Raw genomic sequence first — 23,031 nt, forward strand, 5'->3', positions numbered from 1 at the left:
GAAGCTGGGAATTGGACCGTGTACATCCATTTCATGGTTGAGAATCCTCCTCAGAGCGGAGGCGGACACCAGTGTAATGCCGGACGGGTTCCCCGTTGATTCGCTTCTTTGTGGAGTCCACCTCGATGTGGGTGTTGAGCTTCCGTGTGAACCAGCTCTTGTTCAGCGGATCCTCGATGTCATGAGCCTCTGCCCAGTCGTTGTAGAGGCCGAATACGTCATCTTTCGGTACGGCTCCATCTGCGTCTTCGATAAGATATTCGTCGACGAACGATTCGAACGATGGTGGCGATGAGATTTCCTGCTGTTCCTCGACTGTGCTATCTGGTTGAGGAGTCTGGCCAGGTTCTTCAGCGGCCGCTGAACCAGATGATACTGGGTGGAGCGACCCATCGGTGATTGCCGAGAGTGGCCGCTTCTCACCGTCTTCATACACGACCGATTCCGCCTCATCGTGAAGGATAATGATGCCGTACGTCGAACGTGTGTAGTCTGGTACGGGGAGTTCGGCTTCGGGGACGAATGGCTTCTTGATACGCACCCAGTCGTCCTCGAACGCCGATTTCGTCTCGTAGATGTGTTGCTCACCGTGCTCGTATACGACGTACTCGTCGGCAGCGTGGTCGTAGCTGTAGATGGCTGGCACACGGTCCTTCGAGAGGTTTTCAAGCGACGGGAGGCGGATGTGTTCCGTCCCGCTGGTATCACGGAGGACGATCTCGTCGCCATCACGCTGCCAGATATTCTGGGTCCCATTCTCGTCGCCGTTCGCCGGTCGCACGGCCGTCACCCCACCTTCTTCGGTTGCTCCGCCGTTGAACGTGAGATTCGAGTCGGTCATGTAGAACCGCGTCTCACCATTCTGGAGGGTGCGAACGGGTGGCGTGAGAATGCCATCGACACGCTCGGCCCACTCCGTTTTGTCGTTTCCTGGTCGAACGACAAACAGCGGGATGTCCCCTGCCTCTTGGGCTTTCCGGAGGTTCGTGAGTACCTTTGCGGGATTTTCGGGTGTCGTCGTTTCGACTTCGATGGCGAATCGGTCGTCAACGTCGGGATGGCTCGCCCTCGCGTCAGGTTTCTCGCTGCCATCCTGTGCGAGAATCGAGACAGTGAAACCGAGTGCAGTGAGCTCTTCTTCGATCTGGCGGAGTGCTGCGTCGTGGGCACTCCCACCGGCGGCCTGCACGTCACCAGTATCGGGCCTCGCGACCTTTTCTCCGGATTCAGTGAGCCGGATGCGGAGCTCGTCGGCGTCGATATCGACGGTCGTATCGAGGTATCGTGATCGTTCTCGAATATCCGCGAGTGCATCATACGATGGCGGCTCGGCGTCGACGTCGTCAAAGAGTCGTCTGAGTTCGTCGTCAACTGCTTCAACGGCTACCCAGCCGTTCTCCTCGCGGCACCCCTCTCGAAGCTGCAGACTCCGGACCACCGTCGCAATCGCGACGTCCAGGTCATCGCTCCCGATATCGAGCACCTCGTGTCCGTCGGTCGGTGTTCTCGTTGTTGAGGCGTCTGTTGCGGCCGGCACGCCGTGTTCGTCACTGATGTGCTCGTGCATCAAGGAGAGCGTCTCAGTGAACTGCTCCTCTTCACGCGCTGTGAGTGGGGATTCGCTTTCGGGGTGGCCCGGTGGAATCGGGAGTGGTTCGAGACTGAACGGATACGGCCCCGTTTCACCGAACGTCGGGCTTGGCAGGCTGGCGATCCACTCTCCGCGCGGCAACGAACGAATTCGATTGGCGAAATCCGCGGGGTCCATTTCTTCGTGGGCCATCGCTCGTGCCAGTTCCCGGTCGACGTTGATTTTCCCGATGAGTGAACTGCCGATGTTGTTCAGAGCATTCAGGTAGATCTTCCGCCCACCTTCAGCCTCCATCTGTTCGGGGAACTGCATCGACAGGCCAACAGAGAGCCGGAATCCCCGCCCTTTCTCGAGGAGATCATTCATGATGTCGGAGACCACGACCGACGCTGCCTCGTCGACGAGCAAGTTCACCACGTAGTCGTCCGAGTGCTGGGAGAGGGCCTGTTTGCGGTCCTTGAGAGCTGCATCGAGATTGGTCAGGATCACACCGGTCATGATCCGGGCAGCGTCGTCGCGGAGGTCTCCGAGGTCGAAGAGGATGACCGTATCCTCGTCGAGGACATCCCGAAAGTGGAACTGGTTTTCGGTATTGTTGAAGATCTGCCGTAGGTGTGTATCCTGTGAAATGTACGCAAGGCGGTTTCCGACACCGCCCATCACGTTCGCGAAGGTGTTTGGATCTAACTGGAGCTGCCGTCGAATCGTCCGCGTGACTTCCTCGTCGCTCGACCGTGGGGCGTCGGCGATGTTTTCGTTCGGTGGCCCGGCCTCCCAGAGCTGGTCGACGACGTGTTCGAGCTGTCGGTGGGCGAAGTAGTCCGTCGACGCTCGGTACAGTCCGTTCTCACGCCCGTATTCGTCGTCGAACAGTGCCTTGATGAGTGTCTTGATGAGAGTCGGGGCCACAGTCGCCCGCTCGTAGCGGTCGGTTCCCATCACGAGCTTCAAAATCTCTTCGTAGTGGTCGGCCTTCCGTTGGACGGCGTCTTCGCGGCGCCGTCCGCTCTCCATTGACGGTTCGAGATCGAAAAACGAGAACCCGGGGAGGACGTCCGGGATTGGGAAGTGGACGACATTCTCTTCGAGGTCGGTCATTCCGAACCGACGCGCGTGAGCCCGCATGTAATTCTGGGCCATATCGTCGTTCTTCGGGATGATGAGGATCGTCGGACCCTCGGTGTTGTCGTACAGCGACAGCATATCGTTGATGAGGGCTTTCGATTTCCCAGAGCCGGTTGTTCCGAACCGGCCGTAATGAGTGGGCAACAGTCCGGGTGGAATGTGTGTCGGCTCGTCTTCGGCCTCACCGGTGTCGTCGAGGGCATACCCGATTGCCATCCCGTCTCGGAATTCACTCATGAGGTCTTGGTGTGGACGGGGCAACGGATTCCGACTCTGCTGTTCCGCACGCGTCCCCCGTGTCCCCTCGACAGTAAGCTGTTCCGAGGAGGGGACGAGTACGAAGTGCGCGAGTTCTCGGCCACTCAGGACGAACTCCGGTCGGGTCGTCCCACGGCCGGTCGTGATCTCACGATCCAAGAGCCGCTGCAGCGCCGCTCGTGCGTTCCGTTCTTTCGTGGCTGCCCGGAAGCCGCTGTCACGTAACCGCTCGGCTTCAACCTGGTAGTACGGCCCGTCAAGCGGGTCGAATACCGGGACAAGTGACTGTATCCGCTCATCGAGATCATCGCGACCGTCACCACCGGATGGAATCCCGATTGCTCGGATGTTCGCGGTGAACGAGCGCTTCGGATTTTTCGCCTCGATTGCCGCGACACGTTTTGCAACGGCGTCGCTCAGCTGGTTTCTGTCCCGGCTCTCCGACTGATCGTCGAGTTCGAAAAGGGAGCCAATAATTTCCTGAGCGAGTGTGTCTCGTCCGTCGATGACGTCCTCCTTGCGAAGGTCGGCATCGGACTGCCAGCTCTCGCGTCGTTGGAAGACGACCTGGAACGCTACTGGTGCTGTCGCCTCCATCAGATGGTCGACGAGTGACGCGAGCGCACCTCCTGGCTGATCGACGGCTGGGAGTTCCGCTTCGTCGTCGGCAGTAAATGGCGAGAGTGAGGTCATCCAGTCCTGCTTCCGAGTCGCCGACCCTTGCCACCGCACGCCGAGTGGGGAGACGGATTCGGTCGCTGGCCGGGCGAGTATCGTCCCCTCCGATGTTACCGTTGGTTTGGCAAGTGTCGTGAGTGGCTCATCCTCGGGAATCGCATCTGGTGGAGCGAGTTCGAGGGCAGTATCGCCGATCTCGATGAAGTGGTCGGGAGACTGGTTGCCGACTGTTCCTCCATCCGCGACTGATTCGGCGTCTGCTGGCCCCGCTTGACTGTTGTCGTCAGTGCCACGTTCGTATTGCTCGTCAGGGCCGAATTCGTACTGGAGGTCGCCCGACTCATAGTGTTCGACGAATGTCTCGCGGTCGAATTCGACAGGCTGTACGAGTCGGGATGCGATGTCGACCTCGGTACGCTCGATGTCGAACGTCTCGGGATAGATCGACTGGAGCCGTTTCTCCAGGGTATCCAGATGGTCGTCGGCACCGTAGTAGAATTCGACGGGGTCATCCGTCCCCTCGCTCAGCGCGAGAAATTCGAATCGTAGCGGTATGTCGCTATGTAGCGGATTAAGTTTGTCAACTAGCCCTGCCGAGTCCGCTGAGGTCAGTTTGTGAAGACTCTCCAGTGCCTGCGGCAGACGCTCCGGATTGAGCCGTTCGGAGGTTGGCGTCACGCGAAGGTACTCACGCATCGTCGTCACCTCCCGTTTCACCGCCATCAGTCTCTGTTGGCGTCCGCTCAGGTGTGTGTTGTCCGTTGTCGGTCGCTCGGCTTTCAATATCGTCTTGGAACGCCTGCACCTCCGCGTCCACAGCATTCTCACCAGTCCCGGGGAGTGAGTCTCGCCGTTGCTCGGTTGGCTCGAAGTCGATGACCTGCTTCTCCTTGGGCATCGCTTTGACCTGGATCCCACGCCACTCGCCGTCGACGCCAACCAGTGCTTCGGAGAACCCGGCGTCCTCGTTGCCGGGCACGGCGTCCTGAACGAACCGCATCTGCGCGTAGTTCAACCCGAACTCGTCGGCCCACTCCTTGTCCATCCCATCGAGGCGGTGGAACTGCTTGACGGCACACTGATCGAGGATCGCCTCACTCTCGGCGTGCTCGAAGAACTCGTCGACGGTCTGCGTGACCAGCCGAATCGAGAGGTCGTGGTGGCGGTGGTGCCGGAACACCGTCTCGAGGAACGCCAGACTCGCGGCGTCCTGCATGATGTAGCGCGCCTCGTCGATGTAGAACACGACCTCCTTCTCCGAGACCTTCGCCCGTTCGTACACCAGCGAGATGAGTAGCTGCATCGTCAGTGCCGTGCTGCTGTCGACGCTGCCCTCCTGCTGGGCGAGGTCGAGGTAGATGACCTTCTCGTCCCGGATGTCGAAGTCGGATTTTTGGCCGAGGTTGGCGTGGCGACCGTCGTCCTCGAAGGGGCGGAGTTGATCGAGCAGCCACGTCGCATCCTCCTTGATCTTCCCTGCCTCTTCGTCGGACCGGACGACGAACTCCTCGGGGTCGTCGACCATATCCTCGAACACGTCCATCATATTACGAATGGTCGGACTCGGATTGTCGTGCGTCGAGATGTCGTCAGTGATGCCCTGACGCTTGTAGGCACGTTTGAGGGCGAGTTCGAGCGTGGTGCGCCGATCTCCCAGTGAGATACCCCGGAGGGCGAAGAAGTTCGTGAGAAAGCTCATCGCGTCGTCGAGCTTCTCGTTGAACGGGCTCGCGTCCTCGCCCATTGCCCGCTGTACGTGTTCGGGCGTCTCGCGGATCTCCAAGGGGTTCAGCCCGAGCGTCCCGCCGACGGTGATTCGCTTGGCGTCGAGTGCCTCTGAGACCCCCGCCCAGTTGTTCAACGGCTCGAGGATGATGCCGATACGGTCCTTGCTCTGCTCGATGGAGCGGATGAAGTTCTGCTTGGAACTGAACGACTTCCCCGAGCCGGTATCGCCCACGGTGAACATCGCGTACCCGTTGTCCCGGGCGAACGGGTCGATGACCACGGGGCTTTGATTGTCTTTGTGAATCCCGAACTCGACGCCGCCCTCCTCGAGGATCGTCGCGTTGTGAGGCGAGGAGAGTAACGCGCCGACGGCGCCGCCGAGCGCAATCGATGTCCGCCCGAACTCGTTGTCGCCGATGGGTGCGGCGGACTGGAGAGCGAGATCCTGCCGACAGATTGCGGTCTTCGGCGTGAGGTTCGCCGGGTCGTCGCGGAGCGCGCTCTTGACCGTCTGGACGGCATCTCTGAGCTCGTCTTTCTCGTCGGCCCGGACGGTGATGAACATCCCTTGATCGAAGACGTTCGCGCCGCTCTCGACGGCCTTGTACGTCGCTGCGGCCTCGTTGGCGCGCTCTTGGAGATACGCACTCCGGATACTCTGTTCGAGGTCAGCATCGACCTGGAGGTCGTCAGCGATGTCTTGCAGTTCGTTCCGGGCCCGCTCCTGATTTTTCGGCGTGATGTGGGCCGTCAGATCGAACTGGACGTCGGTCATCTCGAAGAGGTCACTCAGATATCCGTCGTTGGGATAGTCAGCATAATTAGCGATGTACAGTGTCGTTGTCCACTGCTCGCCGACCCGTGCCGCTCGCGTCTCCCACTCGACAGCTCCGGGCGCGGTGACGGTCTTGTGCGACTCGGAGATGTCGTCGAGGAGCTTGCGTTCGGCCTCGCCTTCTTCGAGTGTCTCCTCATCGAGGACATCGGTGAAGTTTACCTCTGGTTCATCATCCGCAGTGAAGCGGTCCCAGAGGTACTTACTGCCGACGCCAAGGCCGAGACCCACTGCAAGGGCAAGTACTGCACTCTCTGCTGGCGTCAGATTCTGGAGCCACCCGGCGACGGAGCCAAGCGCGCCACCACCAGTCTGGAGGATCACGTTACGCATCGTGTGGGTCCTCCCGGCGCGAGTGGCCGATGATCGATTGGTCGCGAACGACACGTTCTGCCTCGTCGTAGTCGTGTTCGCGGCCGTTCCAAAAGTCCATATTCAGAACGAACAGCTCGACCGTGCTGAGTCGACGTGCGGACCACCCCGACGCCTGCTGGATGAACTCGGATCGCACGTCGTTGACGCGACTGTCGAGCTTCTCGAACATCTGCGCACGACGTTCGACGTCGGTAAGGTCCTCGCGGCGGGTGACAAACGGGTTGAACAGGAAGCCGATGACCGGGAACTGGGTCAGCTTCTCTGCGGGGGTGCCCTCGTCGCGGAAGCGGTCGTAGACCTCTATCGGGCTAACTTCAACGCCGATGTAGTACCGGACCTGCTGGATGCCCCGGTCACGCATCTCCTTCGGCCGTGTCTCCCGGTACTCTTCGAGGAGTTCCCGGAAAATCGGGTTCTCCGTGACGTCTTCGTCCGTGAGCCGATCTTCGATGGTCTCGGTGATCTGCTCGACCGGGAAGGAACGGGTTGTGGCGTGGAGTTTGAGCTTCGAGTCCAGCTCTTTGTTGGCGAACTCTTCGCCGGCGTCCTGGAGCTGAGCCCAGTCGTCGGACATCGCGAAGTCCATGTTGGCCGGATCGATCTCGATGAACGCCTCCATCGCGCCGTCTTCACGCTGGATGGCACCAGCGCCCGGCCACGCCCGCTTGATGTTCGTGAGGTCTTGCGTTCGCTCGTCAGGCTTGAACGGCGTGTAGTTCGCGAGTCCGCCCTGGTTGCGCTCTGTCTCGTTGGTACTCGTGTCGGCGTCGGCGGGCGCACTGAACGTGACCTGAGGACGTTTGAGGTACCGATAGACGTCTTTCGTCCACGTCCAGGCGTTCAGGTGGGTTGGTGAGACGTAGATGACGGCGACGCCAAAGCCCAGCCCGCCAGCGACGAACGGGAGGGCAAGCGACTCGATCCCGGTGAGGCCAGCGATAAACAGCCCAATAATGGGGAAGGCGATGAGCATGCCGACGTCCCCTTCCTCGATATTGAGATACGGGATGTGGCTCTCCTCGCCGAACTGATCCATGATGCGCCGTGCGGCCGCGTCTTGATCTGCTGACATTGTTAGTGGATTCCTCGATCAAACTCCATCCCACGGTCGTCACTCGCTGATTCCGCTGTCGCTCCACCTGGGTCGTTCTCTGTTCGACGGTATGATGGCGTCCCGCCATCGTCTCCTCCATGCCCACCGCGGGCAGCCGCTTTTTGCGCGACGGCGTGGCCAGCGGCGGCTTTCGGCCCCCACCGAGCGGCGGTCGTCGCGACGCCGGCGCCACCGACGTAGGCTCCAGCGGCGACACCGCCAACGAGTGCTGCGCCTTTCGTTGCACCGCCGACGACTTTGGCCGTCAGCGGAGTCGCGTATTTGAACGTCTTCCACGTGATGTAGAGGGCGACCAGCGGGAGGGACGCAGCGACGAGATATTTGAGGAACGCTGTTCCTGGCGTGAGCGTCCCACCGCCGTAGATCAAGTCGTACCCCTTGAGGACCATCGCTGCCGGGAGCGGGAGGACAGCCAACGGGACAAACCGTTTGCAAAACCCCATCGCGATATCGGATACGACCGGAATATTTCCGTAGGCCAGTGCAAATGCAATCGGCATTCCGTACAGGTAGACATACAGCAGAATCATCCGGATGTAGAACAGCGCCTCCAACGCCCACATCGAGATTCCACCAATCACGGCGAACAATAATCCCAGCCCTGGGTTTGTGATAGATACTTCCAAGAATCCAATCATCGCCTCCGTAACCGAGGAAAGCTCCGGCATCAGGGCGATAGTGAATCCGTCAACGAGGTAGAGCGCGAGAGTCCCAATCCAGTACCACGTAATGATTAGAAAAGCACCGACCCAGGCCGTTTTCTTCGTTTTTCGGGCTTCGTAGGTACTTCCAATATTGGGGCGCGTTTAGATGCCAGAATCCGGCCTGCTTAGAGACTCACGGGCTAGTATCCCCCACCTAGTAGCTGTCGCTAAATGTCTAACTTACTAGGAAGTGAAGCGGGTAGGTTCGGTTGGTGCAGACGAAACTAGCCCGCTTCACTAGGCGCGTCGTCACGCTCGCTCAAAAAGCCGTCGTCGGGAACCCGAAACCTGCGGTACAGCGCGGCGAAAACGGCTACGCCGACTGGGTGATCGTCTCAATTCACGGCCTCAAAACGTATCTCGATCTCCCATATCGGCGGTTGCTAGACGTGCTGTACGAGATGCCTCGAATCGCTCGAATTCTCGGCTTAGAACCGATAGATCTACCCGATTTTACCACCGTTTGTTCGCGGATGCAGGAGCTGAAAATGCCGATCTGGCGGCGGCTGCTGCAGCTCTCGTCGGATCTTCATGAGACCGGTGAGATCCAGGCGATCGACGCAACCGGGTTCGATCGGCGCGGAGCGAGTCGCCGCTACGCCAGACGGACGAATTACACATTCAACGCAGTCAAAACGACGGTTCTCGTCGATTGTCAAAGTAGTACAATACTAGATATACACTGTTCGATGAAACGACCACACGACACGCAGATCGGCGAACAGGTGCTCTCACGAAATCTCGAACAGGTCGAAACGATCACCGCCGACAAAGGCTACGACTGGGACGAATTACGCGGAAAACTTCGGGAGGCGGGCGTGAGGCCGGTGATTAAGCACCGCGAATTTTCGTCGCTAGACGCAGCGCACAATGCCAGACTCGACGACGAAACGTATCACCGCAGATCGGTCGTCGAGTCAGTTATTCGCACGTTGAAACGTCGATTTGGCGATACGCTCCGAGCGCGAACCTGGTTCGGCCAGTTCCGCGAACTCGCGCTCAAAGCCGCCGTCAAAAATATCGAAGCCGCGCTAAGCCGCTAAACCGCACGATTACGAACCTCTAAACACGCCCCGAAATTCCTGACAGCGTTGCCACTCAGAAATCCGCACTGGCCCCGACAGAGTACCTCCTTATCCGATTCCAGTCTCCTTCTTCAGCAGCGTGAGCGTATTGTCGGCCGTCACAATCGGCGCGTGTTCGTACTCACCAGTCAACTCGACTTGGACAAGTAAATCGACTGCTCGCCAAATCGAGTACAACAGACACGCAAACGCGAAGTAGAAGAATCGGAGCCCGAAATCCGTCGACGTCGTCGCAGCCATGAATCGCTTGATCGACCGATAGCCACTCTCAATCTCCCACCGGTAGCCGTACTCACTGAGAAAACCACCACCCCGGTTGGACATGAACACCGAGTACTGTCGATGGTCGTCGTGCTCAGAGTCTTCTTTCCGGCGATAGATCAGCGTCGTCTCGTGCCACTCGTTCTTGCCAAGATGGAGCTTGCGGTCGGTCTCGTACCGGTCTTGATCGCGTTGGAGGAGTCGTTTGGCCTGAGCTTTCTCACTCGTTTGCATCCGTTTCGGCACGACGTAGGACAGTCCACGCTGGCTGATCATCTCTAGAATGTGCTGGCTGTCGAACTCCCGATCCATCAGCACGTTATCGACGTGAACGAGGTCCTCAGCGGAGTCGAGCAGGTCCTTGACGATCTCCTTGCGTGACTCGCCTCGTCGAACTGGGCGGGCATCAAGCACGAGTGGAACAGCGTTGCCGACCAGCTGGACTGTCGCCCACTGGTAGGCGTATTCGTCATTCTTCTCCTTCGTTCCGATTATCTCGTCCTCGTGGCCGGTACGGTCGCCGGTAAAGGGGTCGTCCTCGGTGATGTCGATCGCGACGATTCCAGCTCGAAAGAACTCCTCTGTCCCCGCGAGCTCGTTGATGAGCTGACGGAGTGCCTGTCGGTACATCTCGCGAATCTGATTGATGGGGAGGTCACGAATCTGGTCGCGATGACCGTGCCCGAGTGGCGTTCGATCACGCGTCGACTCGTGGATGAAACTGCGAGCGCCCTCGTTAGCCGCTAGGTTCTCACGCAGGCCCAGATAGGTCTGTAAGCCCCAGTAGGCGTTCTCAGGAATCTCACAGCCCTCACCACGATCGAGCGAGAACGCGGGGTATACGACGCGACTGATGTGGTCGGTGACCCTCTCAGCCTTGTCGAGGATGGCCTGATCGTTTGGGACAGATTCGTCTGCGTCGTCGCCTTGATCCGGGAGGTTTCGTTCTGGGTCGCGTGGTACAGCGACACCCGCGTTCTGCGCTTTGATCAGGATTGTTCGAGCCGCTTCCTGGATCGTCTCACGGAAATCGCGCGTGAAGCGCTCGTTCCAGCCGCGCCACAATGTCGATTGATCGGGCACCGTCTCCAACTCGAGGCGTTCACAAAGTTCGGGGTGGCTATCGAGGTACTCGACGAGAGATGTTTCGTGCTGCCATCCGTGGAGTTCTTTCAGCAAGAACATGCGAAAGAGGGTGTCCATCTCGTAGCGTGTTGACCTTCCGTAGCAGTCGTGGGCCTCGAAGCGGAAGTAGGCCAGCGGAAGTTCGCAGACGCACTGTTCGAGTGAGTTATGATTTGGGTGCGTGAACCAGACACTCGAGACGACTCGAACGTCCGATTCTAACCCACCGAGTGAGGAGCGATCGTACAGCGGTGTCGAGTCATATGCGGGCCACTCGATATGTTGGTGTGCGATTCGTCGAAAGACGCTGCGCCGAGACTCGCGAGTCGCGACCACTACAGAAGAATAGCCCGGAGACGCTCAAGAGTTCGTCCAACCGACCAGTATAGAGAGTTCTGTGGCTCTGCTGGATTCCTCAATCGCGAGCAGGGGTGATGCAGCTAATCGTTAGATGTAGGTGAGCTACTAATTGCTCATTGGAATCCCAGGACGGAATATGTTCAAACGCCAGGGTGGTACGTATCGGTATGACTACTGAGCTATCTCGGGCAGAAAGTGAAACCTTACTTTGCGAGTCAGGCGTTGGTGTCTTAGCGCTCACTGACGGCACAGAAGCGTATTCGATTCCAGAATCATTCGGCTACGACGGTGAGACACTGTACTTCCAGTTCGTCTATACACCGGAGAGCAAGAAGATGGCGTTTCTGGAAACAACGGAGACAGCGACGTTCACCGTCTACGAGGAACAGCCAGCAAAGAGCGTCATTGTAAGTGGAACACTCGAACCGGTCCCAGAAGACGAAGAACCCAAAGCCGCGACAGCAATCACAGAAAACGCCTCCATCCCTACGCTGAACGTCTATCCCGATACGACACCTGATGAGTTCACAATGGACTACTATCGCTTAACACCGAACTCAATCACTGGCCGACAGTTCAACGCATTCACCCCCAGACCCAACGACCAATAAGCACACCTACTGAACGGTTATTTCACGACGAATTCGCTGGTGAGAACCCGCCTCGTTGTGGTGCGTAGTTCGGTAAGTACAGGTTGGACAGATATCGGAGTCGGCTCTCTCTTTCCCGCTGTTGTTCTATCCGTCCTGCTGAGACTGGGGAATCCGGGACTACTCGCTACTGGTTCGTTGTTCCACGTACTCGCGCGTCTTTCCGTGCAACACGTACTCCACCTGCTGGAGCTCGTCGATCGACCCCGAGCCGGTGACGAACATCGCTGTTCGCAGCTCGGCGATCAGGTCCCCGACGCGTTCGATGACAGCGTCTGGCCCGTCTGTAGCTGGTTTCAGGAATGGTTTCGCCAACCCGCCGGCGCGGGCACCCAGGGCAATCGCTTTTGCCACGTCCAATCCCGTTCGGACACCACCACTCGCAATGACGCAGTCGTGTTCGGCAACACACTCGATCGTGCTTGCAGCGGTTGGAATGCCCCATTCTCGGAACAGGGTGCCGATTTGTTTCTGTCGCGGCGCGTTCGCGGCTGCTGCGCGATAGGCTTCGATCCCGGACCACGTCGTTCCGCCTTTGCCAGCGACGTCGAGAGCGTCAACGCCTGCCGCAGTTAGCTCTCGGGCAGTCTCCCCGGAGATGCCGTTGCCCGTTTCCTTGACGATAATCGGCACCGAGAGTGCCTCGGACACTCGTTCGATCGCAGCTACACAGTTCCGGCCATCGACGTCGCCTTCTGGTTGGGTGGCTTCCTGGAGGAAGTTCAGGTGGACCGCGAGCGCGTCGGCGTCGATCATCTCGACTGCCTGCTCGACCATTTCGATGTCGTACTCTCGGAGCTGTGCAGCGCCGAGGTTCCCGTAGATGAACGCATCGGGTGCGGCATCGCGGACGACGGTGTACGATTCGAGGACGCGTTCGTCGTCGAGTTCGAGGCCTGCTCGCTGGCTACCGAGACCCATGGCGATACCGGTTTCGCTGGCGGCCCGGGCCAGCGCCCGATTGATCTCCGTCGTGTTGTGGTGCCCGCCAGTCATGCTCTCGATGAAGATTGGGGCAGAGAGGTCGTGACCCAGGAAGTCGATGGAGGGGTCGATCGCGTCGTAATCGAGTTCCGGAAGCGCGTTGTGGACGAGGTGGACGTCGTCGAAGCCCGTGCCTGTCGTTTCGACGTCCCGCTCTTGGACGATTTGAAGGTGGTCGTCTTTTCGGTCTTCAGTCTGCGTGGAGTCCTGCGCCGTCATTAGTCGGGTTTGTACAAGAGATGGGAAAACAATACTGTTGTATCGACTCTCCCCCATCCTAACTATTCTTGAAATGATAATATTCAGGGGTCGCTATGTGTCTGTATTCAGCATTGCGCTGCTATACGACGTAAATTGACAGAGATACCAGTGATAAGTTCGCGTCTCTACTTAATGGGCGTTGTGGGCGAGAGTAGTGTGTAATTAAGGCACGTAACAAAGCTATCCTCTGCGGTCGGGCCCGTTTGTAAACACTACAGTGACCCGGTTCCGTGGCAAACATTTATGGTTTCCAGTTTCGTAACTCTACACAAGATGAGTTACGATACAGAACACGTGCGAAACGCGGGGGACACTCCAGGAACCATCACTGGAATTCCGACGTTCGCAGAATTACTTGAGAACCCGTCCCTCGCGGACCTCTATACATCGATTAGACAGGCAGAGACTGCAACAGGTCCCGAACTCGTCGAAACAACGACCGTCTCCAAAAAGACGGTGTACGACTACTTGCATAAACTGGAGCAGGCGGGCCTGATCAGCAAGGTTGGCGACGAGACCGGGACTGCCGTATACACCGCTCAGGAGTTCGAGCTAACGTTGACGGTCCGTGAGACGGAAGTCTCGATCACTCCCAAAATCATCGAGGTAATCGCCCAGAAAAACGAGTACCCAGCGATCGAACGAGTCCTCGAAGACTACGGCATCGTCACGTTCGCGCTCGCATACGATCTCGTGAACGCACACAGTGAGGGCGAGGTCACAATCCGGCAAATCGCGAGCCTCACAGATCTCTCTCCTGGAACTACGTATGATCTCGTCGAAGCGCTCTATTCGGTTCTCGACCTCGGTGATGACGATTCGACCCCGACGACGTACACACCGGATGAGTTCGATGCGGAGGGGGGCGATCTCCTCGAGGAATACGCCGATAAGTGAACCGAGCGAGGATGTATACTGCGAACATTGCGGACACGGTGATGTTTCGGAACTTGGGGAAGCACCCCAGTCCACACCTACAATCGCTCAAGAGTGCCGTAGAGGAAGCTGGAACTGAAGTTTGGGTGCCAGCAGCGGTCTACCACGAGCTGGCGGATACCGGGAGTGCCGACTCACCGACGAATCCATACCTCGATACGGCTATCGAAGAAGGGTGGCTTCGGGTAGCCACACCGCTACCAGGTGATCGTACAGCGGGATTCGAGAGTAGTGCTGGACCGGTTGAGAAAGCACGGTTCGTTGCAGATGAGTTTCTCAACCAGCAGAGCAAGTATCCAGAGACGAACAACTGGCAGGACGCGGCGGTGGTCGCGTTGGCAGTTCGATTGTTCGATGCGAATGCTCGAATCCGTGTGATCACTCACACAGCGGACGAAAATCTGGCAAAGGCGTGCGCTCGTATCCCTCCGGAATTCGGATACTACGATATCAAGTCCCGATACTACAACCCACCCCAAACAGCGAAGGTTGAGTTTCCAACCGTTGGCCAGCTCACGTGGAGTGAGTAGAGAGCATTTTGGCGGTTAGACCAGTATTAGCACGTTTACGACTTTAATGTCAACGTCAGCGCGATGTACTGGTCGCCTTGGAATGGGTAGCTTCCCGGCTTTCTGTGATTAGAAGTAAAATCGACGAAAATGTCGAAGGATCACCTTGTCCATAGCCACAAACCAGTCCGAGAACCGTATGCATTGAGAAGGCCGGTCTCATCTTCTGCCATCATCTGTCTTTGTATAGCGACATATGATATATCCAATACTGAGGCAATACAGCATCTATTTTCGGTGTTCACACAGACTCCAGCAGTCAGTGAGTCCCCAAAACCTATAACGAAGTTGTGAGAAACGCGCTATTGCCCGAACATGCCGGACTTAGAATCGGAAACCCACTCAGCAAGGTCTCTACGCCGCTTCCCAGCGCACCGAATACTGGAAACGGTGGGGTGTCCCCCGTGAGTGACGCGACGACGCCGGCAACAAACGCCGATTGGGAAGACGTCGACGATGTTTCCTGGACGCTGCTCGACCGCGAGGAACTCGTCGACGCGTACTGGGCGGTCGTCGCTCCCGCGATGGAAGCCGACGGTCTCGATCCCGACCAGGAGAAGCCGACGCACAGCTGGCTCCGCGACCACGACTTCCGCCCGCTCCTCTACGCGCTACGGGAGCACCACGACGTGACGTTCGGGGAGTTCTGGACGACCGACCTCGGGCTCGAAGCCGAAGCGACAGGCTACGACTGGGCGACCGACCACGATCGAACCATCGAGGCGCTCGAATCGTTCCTCACCTCCCGTCGAGAGCGAAAGGGCCTCGCGGACTCGTCGATCGACACGCTCCGCTACCGATTGAATCGCTACGTCGCCGCCTACTGCGGCGAGAACGACACAGACGACCTCGTGACGGCCGTCGCTCGCGATGGCGACGTCCCGGCCTACAAAGCGGTCGATGCGTGCTGGGCAGCGTTCGACCGCCTGCACGAGGATCTCAATGGCGGGCAGACCAAACGCCGCATTCATCTCGCCGTCTCGAACTGGTACGCCCATCTGGTCCGGCGCAAATGGGCCGCCGTCAACCCGGCTGACGGCCTCGACGAGGAATTCGACTGGTCGAACGACACCGATGACGATGCCGACACACCGTGTCTCGCCACCGAGCACGTCCGCGCGCTCTACCAAGCGGCCGACGATCAAGAAGACCGCCTCCTGGTCCTCGCACTGTGCGCGTGGGGGCTTCGCCCGAACGAGGTCGCTCGCCTCCACACGCGCCAGTTCGTCCTCGACATCGCCGCCGACGAAGTCCCGTATATCTCCTTCGAGGAGCGAAAGAACGGCCCCGGCCAGGTGTCGCTCCTCTACGGTCGGGAGGTCCTCGAGGACCGACTCGCGACGTTCGCCGACCACGACGACTGGGACGGCTACCTGTTCCCGTCACCTCATGCCTCGGGCGGGCCAATTTCACGGTGGACGGTCTGGAACCGATTTTCACAGCTCGCTGACCGTGCGGGGCTGCCCGACGAGATTGACGGAGTGGCACCGGCGCCGAAAATGGGGCGGCGGTACTGGTACGACGCATACTCTGCATCGCTCGACGTTGTCCTCGGTAGCCTCGACGAGATCGCGGCCGAACAGGGAAGCGCGAGCGCCGACGTCGTCCTGCAGAACTATCTCTCGGATTCGCGGGCCCGGATGCTCCGCCGGGAGTATATGCGCGAGCAGCTGGCTGCTGCCTTCGAACCAAGCGAAGAGTGATACTTGGACACCTCCGACTACGGTCACAACCCAAGCGTTATTACTCAGTGCACGAATTATGTATTGTATGTCGAAAGCGACGGGGGACCCCGAACGCGCCATTAATGGCCTAATGTCAGTGGCACAGCTACTCGAAGAGCCACGGCTCGCTCGCCTCTACACGTATATTCTCCGTGAAGGCGAAGTGACGATTGATGAAATCGTCGCCGACATCGACACACCCCGCACGACCGCGTACGCGGATACGGGAACGCTCGTCGAGCTCGGGGTACTCACGCGGGATGAAGCGCAGAAAACCCACACCTACACGGGCATCCCGATCACGCTCACTGCGAACCTCGATGGCGACACGTACACGATCACGCCCACGCTCGTCGAGGCGATCGGCCGGTCGCCCCAGGATCAGGATCTCGACCTGCTGATCGAGAAGCATGGCATGGGCAAGCTCGCTGCAGCGCTCACGTACGCGATTCCGTACGTGGAGGGCGGCATGACCGAACGCCTCGCAGCACGCGAACTCAACCTTCAACCTGCGTTCGGGATTGCGGTACTCCAGGCGCTCCGCGAAGTGATTCTCGACATGCGGGAGTACGATCCATATTTCGACCAAATTCGGAATGCGCGTGACAAGCCGGTCGACGAGGAAGCGTAGGAATTCTCTCATACATGCAAGGGACGACCGAGTCGATACCTGAGAACGCGGTATGGATTGCTGATTCAGGCGTTTTCATTGCCTGTGGCCGCCAACAGCGGAACAAGTATACAGCGCTGGAACGGTTCGCCCAGCGGAACGAGATTACGTTCGTGATTCCACAGCGGGTGTATGAGGAACTTGGCGGTGCGCCAGACCGCAGTACGCCCGGCCAGACACCGATTAACAGTGCGATTGATACTGGATGGGTGACCGTCGCTGATGAATTAGATTACACGAATCCGACGGTATCTAGCGTTATGGACGGTGTGCGTGGCTTCATTGCACGTGAGTCGAATCGCTCCGAGGACAACATCGAAAAAGCGGATACCGCACTTGGTGGCGTCGCAGCCCACCTCTTAGAGAGCGGGAAGGCCGCGTCTATCTGCGTCCTCACGACGGATGACGATGCAGGGAACGGCGTCGTCACTGCAATCGAAGCTCATGGGTTCGACGGGCAAATCACGTTCAAAGACGGCTTTGAGCTGATTGCAGAGATCACGTAATATCGAGTCTCTTGACCGTTAGTGACTCCGTCTATTGAGTGAGAATGTATAGATAGCCACTCCAAGCCTCTAATCCGCTCTCGATGATGTTTCCGATGAAACATCGCAATCGAGCACGTCAGATTAACCAACACATCCAGCACGATCGGCGTTGAAGTTGGTTAATATTGAAGGCGATCCGCCCCCATATCAGCAACGGTGCCACCATTTCTAATATTGGGAACGTAGATTATGCTCCTACTGTTGGTAACATCCCCAACATAGGAAATATTTCTAATGGAAGGGATGCAAGTGATAGACGAAATTGAGTAAGCGGGTACTGTATTTCTAATATTAGAAATGTTATTCCTATAAGTACCATTAGAAACACAAGAATGGATTTGCTTGTCAGTGCTAGAATTGCAGTGTATGGGCAGTATCACGCCACGGAACGCTATTTCTAACGTTAGAAACGCTGCCAATCGTCTGACGTAGATTTTTAACGTTAGAAACAGCAGTACTGTTCGAGGCGTTAGTAATGGCGGATTCAATCCCAGAGGTGATCGCGGTGTCGTTTCAGAAAGGAGGGACCGGAAAGACGTTTACAGCGATGAATCTCGCAGGCGGTCTCGCTGCCAGAGGTTTTGAGGTTCTCCTAGTCGATATGGACCCTCAGGGAACGCTTACTGCAAACCTCGGTCATCGTGAACTGTTCGATGATCTCGACAGGCTCTCACTTGACGAAGTGCTGCTTGACGTCAACAAGTGGGACCAGATCACCGATCTCGTAATCGAACACGACGAGTTCGATGTGATCCCCGCGAACTCGACATACACAGGTAACAAGACCCCACTGGATTCTGCTGACGCCGGAGAGAAGCGACTCGGGAAGATACTCACGCGACTGGAAACTGACTATCACTACGTAGTCTGTGACTGTCCGCCCGATTTCTCCGCCTTTGCAAAGAATGCCGTCACTGCCGGTGAAAACGTGGTCGTCCCGATGGTGCCACGGTCGGAGATGGTTCACTCGACGAACCTCCTGTTCGACATGTACGACACCCTCGGGATGATGCACGATCTCGACATTGAGTATCTCGCCTTCACGATGACGTACACCTCGACAAAGGAAACGAAGCAAATGCGCGAGGTACTGGACTGGTTCGACGATACCTTCGGTGAGAAAGGAGTGAAAATCGACGACCGCGCCGCGTTCGATCGCGCAAAATGGGAAGCTGGCTCCATCTATGTCCACGACGAATCACTCCAAAACGACCAGTTCCCACAGTTCGATACGGTGGTCAAGCGCGTGTTAGATCAAACGTCACCGCCTGATTTCAACGGCGACGTCGAGGCGATGCGTCAGAAATCCACCGATGAAATCCGATCACGAGAGATCGAAGCATGAGCGACCTCGAAGACGAAATGGAGCGAACAAAAGAGCGAGCAGCTGCGTTCGGCGTGAGTGGTGAGACGGACGACCAGGACGAGGAAGACGTTGATACCGAGGAAGACGCGAGCGAAAGCGTCACCGAGCAATCCACTACCGAAGAAGGGGATGAGAGATCAGAAGCAGATGAAGCATTAGAAACGTCAGAAACATCCCCAACAGTAGAAGGAGACCGTACGCCAGAAATAGAAGAGAGAGACGGGTCAGCGGAACAAGAGCAGACTGGCGAAGATGTACCGGCAGATACTGAAGGGGAGTACGAGTCAACTGAGGACAACGCTACCACGAGTAGCGAGGATTCGTCTCGTGGTCGTCTCGTCGACGAATACGACAATGTAAATATCTACATCCCGCCTGAGCTGAAGCGGGATCTCAACGATCTCTTCAAACTCATGGACCTCGAGTACTCCCGATCGAAAAGCGATGATTTAGAGAAGCACTGGGATTTCTATCCGGCGGTCGTTCGAACAGTGCTTGAGAATGAAGAGGACCTCCGAGCTGAACTCGGAATTGACGAGTGAGTTATATCCCGACGCCTGGCCTACTTCAAAATCGAAAGTTCTACTCGCTCGATTGGACAGGTCCTTTATACTCCGATTTGATCGAATCTCCTTCACGCCACTGCCAGTAATAGTAGCGGTTGTCGTTGATTTCCTTGACTGTAATCGTGGCCTTCGAGGGGACATCGTCTGGGAGGTCCTCAGGTCGCTCCTCGACCTGGTCCTCCTCGTCCTCGTGTTCAGCAAGGCGTGCTTCGCGCTCCCGATACTCGGCAAGTTCCTCGGCGTAACGTCCGATGTACCGGAGTAGATCGGGTGAACACTCATCTAGCGTCTCGACGACGTCGTCGGGGAGTTCCTCCGGTGGGGTCGGTGGAGAGTAGGACATGGAACACGGCCGTATTAACCAACACCGACGTCAAATACCATAGTGTTGTTGGTTAAGTCAGTTGAACGGAGCACACTCATAGGAAATCCTGAGGAAAACAGAGAGTTCCTCCACCTATATCGTTGCGAACTCTTCACCGGAATCAGGAAGATAGTCGACAATACTCCGGTGAGCACCGAATTCACTAATTGTAGTCTGGAGAGCGTCGACGACGGTCGCGATGTCGCGGTTGATCTCGTGTTCACGGTACGTACCCCCGTCTTGGCCACGGTGTTCCTTGTGGGAGAGTGTGAGATTGAGGATCTCGAAGTCAGAAAGGAAGCTCCGCATCCGACGGGCTGTACGGGGATCCCGAGCCTGGAACTCGCAGAGTTCCTTGTATCGCTGGTAGACGATACGTGACCGCGCCGGGGTTTCGTCCTCGGCGGCGAGCGTTGTGAGCGCGTACAGTGTGAGTTGTTCGTGTTCGGTGAGATCACGCATGATATCCATGCTTTGCTGGGCCTCAAGTTTCTCTTGGGCGCGTTCGACGAGATCAGTCGTGACTGTGGATGCGTTCTCTGTTCGGGCGAGATCGCCGGCTTTCCGGAGAAGCGTGATTGCCCGTCGAGCATCACCGCCATCCTGTCGGCCGAGTGCAGCACAGAGTGGAATTACATCTTCCTCAAGTGCGTTTTGGTGAAACGCGATTTCGGCCCGCTGTTCAAGCACCTTCTGGAGTTCTTCTGTTCCATATGGCGGGAACGAAATCTCGGTTTCACAGAGCGATGACTGAACCTTTGCATCGAGCTGTTCTCGAAATGTCGAATCGTTGCTAATGCCGATGAGACCGAGCTGGATGTTGTCGATGTATCCGTTGTTGTCGGCACGCGTGATCTGATAGAGGAACGTATCGTCAGAGATATGATCGATCTCGTCGAGGACGATGATGACTGTCCCGGAGAGTTTGTTGAGTTCGTCCCAGAGAAGACGATAGACTTTGGACTGGGGGTGCCCGGTCTCGGCGATGTGGTTCTCGGGGTCACGGAGATTGTTGACGAGATTGATTGCGGCCTGGTAACTCGTGCTCAGGCCGTCACAGTTGAGAGTAACGAAGGTCGTGTCGACAGCGAAGTGTTCTGCGGAGTCCTGGAGTTCATTGAGGAGGAAGTTCGTGACGGCAGTCTTCCCGACACCAGTCTTCCCGTAGATGAAGATATTGTCGGGGTACTCCCCATTGATGATTGGCTGCAGGGCAGCCTCGTACTCTTCGATCTCGTTATCCCGTCCGACGATGTCATCCGGGACGTACTCTACCTTGAGCGTGTTACGTCGTTTATAGAGCGTATCGTCCGGTTGGAATCGAGGACCCATGATGTTCTCGATGATTCATTGTGGCATGATAATGGTTACGACCGCCGTTTCCACTATTTCCAGTATAACCACCGTGGGGGACGCATTCCGGTATCGGATCAAGACCCCGTTGTTTCCGATAAAGAGAGGGCTGTCACTGGCTTTGGTATTGAAGAGGAGGAGCGAAATGATCCAGATTATGTTCTCGTGAGGAGACACACCCCACCGTTTCCAGTAAAGGACGAGGTCGTACTGCTGGCCGCCACACCCCATGATTTCCAGTAAATCACAGTTCTCTTGGACCACGGAACGGATGAGAATAGAAACCAGCGGGTTCCAGTATTTCCAGTAAACGATTCTTTATAAAATGACCACACACCACCGTTTCCACTAAATGGCTAACAGAATGTAATCGGGGGAAGGCGGATAGTAGTAGTGAAGAAGGGTATCGTAACACCCCCTCCCCACTATTTCCAGTAATAGGACGTAGAGGTATCCGACCAATTCAAAAAGAATACTGAACTAGTGGAAAGTTTTATCACCCTTATCTTCTAATTGGTCCGTAGCCTCGAAAACACAACAATTTACTAGAGAAGGAATCTAGTGAAATTAGCTTTAGCGAGTGCCGCTTCCGCTCTGATTCTAGGTTTACTGGAAACGATGGGGGGAGAGTGTCGGGTCGTAACTCTTCATCTGAATCCTGTCAATGTATTAGTGGAAATACTGGGGTCTGACGAGCGTCTGACTTAGCTCCGTACTTCCGATGAGGGATTAACCAACGTTCCACGGATGTAATCACTTTCGTTGGTTAACCGCATTTCTCCGTTCCTTAGTTCGAATACTCTTCGAGAACCTCCAGTGCTGTCTGGAGCTCTCGACGTTTCGCTTCCCGCTCTTCTATCTCTCGGTCAAGATCGTGAACTGCTTCTGCGAGTTGTTCCACCACGCCTACTGTCGCCGGAAGCCGACCATCTGGCCGTGGGACGCTTCCACTCCGAATCTCGATGTCGACCCGCCGCAGATGCTTACAGCCACCGCTCGGCTGGCGCTTCGTGAAATCTGGACACGTACACGTCTTGCTCGCGACGTCGACCTCGTAGGTGTTCCCCGATGCCGACTCCACCTCGTACATACCACCTTTCCTGAGTAACGAGACGTCCATCTCCTCTGTTCGAGCACGCTCGGTACGAGGATCGCTGTCCTCCTGGTGTTCGTCATCGCCAACCGTCGGCTGCTGCACATCTCCTCCGAGGGTCGTGGTCGTTGGAACAGTAGCGACAACGCCGCCATCAGGGGCGTATCCATCTCGTTCGTGTTCGCCTCGGTCTGTCTCTTCTGCCTCGATTGAATTCCGTCCGGACATGGATTAGTCTGAGTCTGTCCGACGTGACGAGTGCAGTCACGCCGCCACCCTTCGCGGCGAGAAAAACAACTCCTGAAACGCACTACCGCGGAAACCTCTGCTACTTCGTCTGCCGGTAAGGCACAGGTTCGTTACTCGTCGACGGTTTCGATGAGCTCCTCAGCAGTCGACCCGATTCGACCAAGCCGCTCTTGAATCACGTCTGCGTCGTCGTTCTTCCACGCGGCCAGGTAGAACGCGGACCCGCTCGTATCCAGCCCGAAATACCGCCCGACGATGTACGCGACTGCCTCGGCCTCAACCTCGCGTTTCGACCGCTCGGTCTCGTCGGTGACATCGACGTGGAGTAGGGCGTGAGCGAACTCGTGGATGAGTGTCACGGCGAGGTCGGCCTGATTCGAGCGGGCTTTCGCCTCGACGACTGGTTGGAGATCACGCTGACTCCGGTATTTGCAGACGCCCTTGGCGTCGCCATGCCCC

19 protein-coding genes and 1 pseudogene are annotated in these 23,031 nt (G+C 57.2%); 9 read left to right on the forward strand and 11 right to left on the reverse strand.

Annotation, left to right across the window (positions count from 1 at the left end; translation table 11 throughout):
- Positions 1-31: 31 nt before the first annotated feature.
- From EYW42_RS17015 to EYW42_RS17030, 4 genes and pseudogenes are all read right to left on the reverse strand, one after another.
- Positions 32-4,375, reverse strand: coding sequence for a primase-like DNA-binding domain-containing protein (locus EYW42_RS17015; protein ID WP_135536594.1), 4,344 nt, complete (start codon positions 4,373-4,375; stop codon positions 32-34).
- On the reverse strand, positions 4,341-6,548 hold the full coding sequence (locus tag EYW42_RS17020; protein ID WP_135536596.1) for a VirB4 family type IV secretion system protein: 2,208 nt from the start codon (positions 6,546-6,548) through the stop codon (positions 4,341-4,343). The genes EYW42_RS17015 and EYW42_RS17020 overlap by 35 nt, the downstream gene beginning before the upstream one ends.
- Positions 6,541-7,662, reverse strand: coding sequence for a hypothetical protein (locus EYW42_RS17025; protein WP_135536598.1), 1,122 nt, complete (start codon positions 7,660-7,662; stop codon positions 6,541-6,543). The genes EYW42_RS17020 and EYW42_RS17025 overlap by 8 nt, the downstream gene beginning before the upstream one ends.
- Before the next feature lie 2 nt (positions 7,663-7,664).
- Positions 7,665-8,501 (reverse strand): annotated as a pseudogene (locus EYW42_RS17030) (hypothetical protein); the annotation flags it as partial.
- Positions 8,502-8,620: 119 nt separating this feature from the next.
- On the opposite strand from EYW42_RS17030, the gene EYW42_RS17035 reads away from it, so the two are divergent.
- On the forward strand, positions 8,621-9,451 hold the full coding sequence (locus EYW42_RS17035; protein WP_135536639.1) for an IS5 family transposase: 831 nt from the start codon (positions 8,621-8,623) through the stop codon (positions 9,449-9,451).
- Between the two features lie 90 nt (positions 9,452-9,541).
- On the opposite strand, the gene EYW42_RS17040 is transcribed toward EYW42_RS17035, so the two are convergent.
- On the reverse strand, positions 9,542-11,215 hold the full coding sequence (locus tag EYW42_RS17040; RefSeq protein WP_135536600.1) for a transposase: 1,674 nt from the start codon (positions 11,213-11,215) through the stop codon (positions 9,542-9,544).
- A gap of 191 nt (positions 11,216-11,406) precedes the next feature.
- On the opposite strand from EYW42_RS17040, the gene EYW42_RS17045 reads away from it, so the two are divergent.
- Complete coding sequence (locus EYW42_RS17045) at positions 11,407-11,850, forward strand: pyridoxamine 5'-phosphate oxidase family protein (protein WP_135536602.1); 444 nt, start codon at positions 11,407-11,409, stop codon at positions 11,848-11,850.
- A gap of 159 nt (positions 11,851-12,009) precedes the next feature.
- Here EYW42_RS17045 and fni read toward each other — a convergent pair whose 3' ends face one another.
- The gene (fni, locus tag EYW42_RS17050) at positions 12,010-13,092 is read right to left on the reverse strand and encodes a type 2 isopentenyl-diphosphate Delta-isomerase (RefSeq protein ID WP_010904022.1); all 1,083 of its coding nucleotides are present in this window, start codon (positions 13,090-13,092) and stop codon (positions 12,010-12,012) included.
- Positions 13,093-13,377: 285 nt separating this feature from the next.
- Here fni and EYW42_RS17055 point away from each other — a divergent pair, with 285 nt between their 5' ends.
- From EYW42_RS17055 to EYW42_RS17085, 7 genes are all read left to right on the forward strand, one after another.
- Entirely contained in the window at positions 13,378-14,031 is a 654-nt protein-coding gene (locus EYW42_RS17055; protein ID WP_010890434.1) for a winged helix-turn-helix domain-containing protein, read from the forward strand.
- Between the two features lie 11 nt (positions 14,032-14,042).
- Entirely contained in the window at positions 14,043-14,600 is a 558-nt protein-coding gene (locus tag EYW42_RS17060; protein WP_010890435.1) for a hypothetical protein, read from the forward strand.
- Positions 14,601-15,043: 443 nt separating this feature from the next.
- A complete protein-coding gene (locus EYW42_RS17065) occupies positions 15,044-16,342 on the forward strand; it encodes a tyrosine-type recombinase/integrase (protein ID WP_135536604.1) in 1,299 nt (432 codons plus the stop codon).
- Positions 16,343-16,409: 67 nt separating this feature from the next.
- Entirely contained in the window at positions 16,410-16,994 is a 585-nt protein-coding gene (locus EYW42_RS17070; protein WP_135536606.1) for a DUF7437 domain-containing protein, read from the forward strand.
- Positions 16,995-17,008: 14 nt separating this feature from the next.
- Positions 17,009-17,539 (forward strand): hypothetical protein, encoded by a 531-nt coding sequence (locus tag EYW42_RS17075; RefSeq protein ID WP_135536608.1) that lies wholly within the window; start codon positions 17,009-17,011, stop codon positions 17,537-17,539.
- Positions 17,540-18,056: 517 nt separating this feature from the next.
- The gene (locus EYW42_RS17080) at positions 18,057-18,926 is read left to right on the forward strand and encodes a ParA family protein (RefSeq protein ID WP_015310230.1); all 870 of its coding nucleotides are present in this window, start codon (positions 18,057-18,059) and stop codon (positions 18,924-18,926) included.
- Positions 18,923-19,489, forward strand: coding sequence for a hypothetical protein (locus tag EYW42_RS17085; protein WP_135536610.1), 567 nt, complete (start codon positions 18,923-18,925; stop codon positions 19,487-19,489). The genes EYW42_RS17080 and EYW42_RS17085 overlap by 4 nt, the downstream gene beginning before the upstream one ends.
- 40 nt (positions 19,490-19,529) lie before the next feature.
- On the opposite strand, the gene EYW42_RS17090 is transcribed toward EYW42_RS17085, so the two are convergent.
- The 5 genes from EYW42_RS17090 to EYW42_RS17105 all read right to left on the reverse strand — a co-directional run.
- On the reverse strand, positions 19,530-19,856 hold the full coding sequence (locus EYW42_RS17090) for a hypothetical protein (RefSeq protein WP_135536612.1): 327 nt from the start codon (positions 19,854-19,856) through the stop codon (positions 19,530-19,532).
- Positions 19,857-19,970: 114 nt separating this feature from the next.
- Positions 19,971-21,209 carry an orc1/cdc6 family replication initiation protein gene (locus EYW42_RS17095; RefSeq protein ID WP_135536614.1) on the reverse strand — a complete coding sequence of 413 codons (1,239 nt, stop codon included), beginning with the start codon at positions 21,207-21,209 and terminating at the stop codon, positions 19,971-19,973.
- A 15-nt stretch (positions 21,210-21,224) separates the two neighbouring features.
- Complete coding sequence (locus EYW42_RS20200; protein ID WP_237561363.1) at positions 21,225-21,494, reverse strand: DUF4300 family protein; 270 nt, start codon at positions 21,492-21,494, stop codon at positions 21,225-21,227.
- A gap of 523 nt (positions 21,495-22,017) precedes the next feature.
- Complete coding sequence (locus EYW42_RS20465; protein WP_310732954.1) at positions 22,018-22,428, reverse strand: hypothetical protein; 411 nt, start codon at positions 22,426-22,428, stop codon at positions 22,018-22,020.
- A gap of 254 nt (positions 22,429-22,682) precedes the next feature.
- Positions 22,683-23,031: ImmA/IrrE family metallo-endopeptidase (locus EYW42_RS17105; protein WP_135536618.1), on the reverse strand; the 349-nt coding region annotated here is incomplete at its 5' end.

This window comes from Halostella pelagica, from assembly GCF_004762015.1.
GTDB lineage: Archaea > Halobacteriota > Halobacteria > Halobacteriales > Natronoarchaeaceae > Halostella > Halostella pelagica.

Bases quoted from the DNA above. Each gene is read 5' to 3' on its own strand.
- EYW42_RS17015 (WP_135536594.1), bottom strand. From the start codon at position 4,375: ATGGCGGTGAAACGGGAGGTGACGACGATGCGTGAGTACCTTCGCGTG.
- EYW42_RS17020 (WP_135536596.1), bottom strand. From the start codon at position 6,548: ATGCGTAACGTGATCCTCCAGACTGGTGGTGGCGCGCTTGGCTCCGTC.
- EYW42_RS17025 (WP_135536598.1), bottom strand. From the start codon at position 7,662: ATGTCAGCAGATCAAGACGCGGCCGCACGGCGCATCATGGATCAGTTC.
- EYW42_RS17045 (WP_135536602.1), top strand. From the start codon at position 11,407: ATGACTACTGAGCTATCTCGGGCAGAAAGTGAAACCTTACTTTGCGAG.
- fni (WP_010904022.1), bottom strand. From the start codon at position 13,092: ATGACGGCGCAGGACTCCACGCAGACTGAAGACCGAAAAGACGACCAC.
- EYW42_RS17055 (WP_010890434.1), top strand. From the start codon at position 13,378: ATGGTTTCCAGTTTCGTAACTCTACACAAGATGAGTTACGATACAGAA.
- EYW42_RS17060 (WP_010890435.1), top strand. From the start codon at position 14,043: ATGTATACTGCGAACATTGCGGACACGGTGATGTTTCGGAACTTGGGG.
- EYW42_RS17070 (WP_135536606.1), top strand. From the start codon at position 16,410: ATGTCGAAAGCGACGGGGGACCCCGAACGCGCCATTAATGGCCTAATG.
- EYW42_RS17075 (WP_135536608.1), top strand. From the start codon at position 17,009: ATGCAAGGGACGACCGAGTCGATACCTGAGAACGCGGTATGGATTGCT.
- EYW42_RS17080 (WP_015310230.1), top strand. From the start codon at position 18,057: ATGGCGGATTCAATCCCAGAGGTGATCGCGGTGTCGTTTCAGAAAGGA.
- EYW42_RS17085 (WP_135536610.1), top strand. From the start codon at position 18,923: ATGAGCGACCTCGAAGACGAAATGGAGCGAACAAAAGAGCGAGCAGCT.
- EYW42_RS17090 (WP_135536612.1), bottom strand. From the start codon at position 19,856: ATGTCCTACTCTCCACCGACCCCACCGGAGGAACTCCCCGACGACGTC.
- EYW42_RS17095 (WP_135536614.1), bottom strand. From the start codon at position 21,209: ATGGGTCCTCGATTCCAACCGGACGATACGCTCTATAAACGACGTAAC.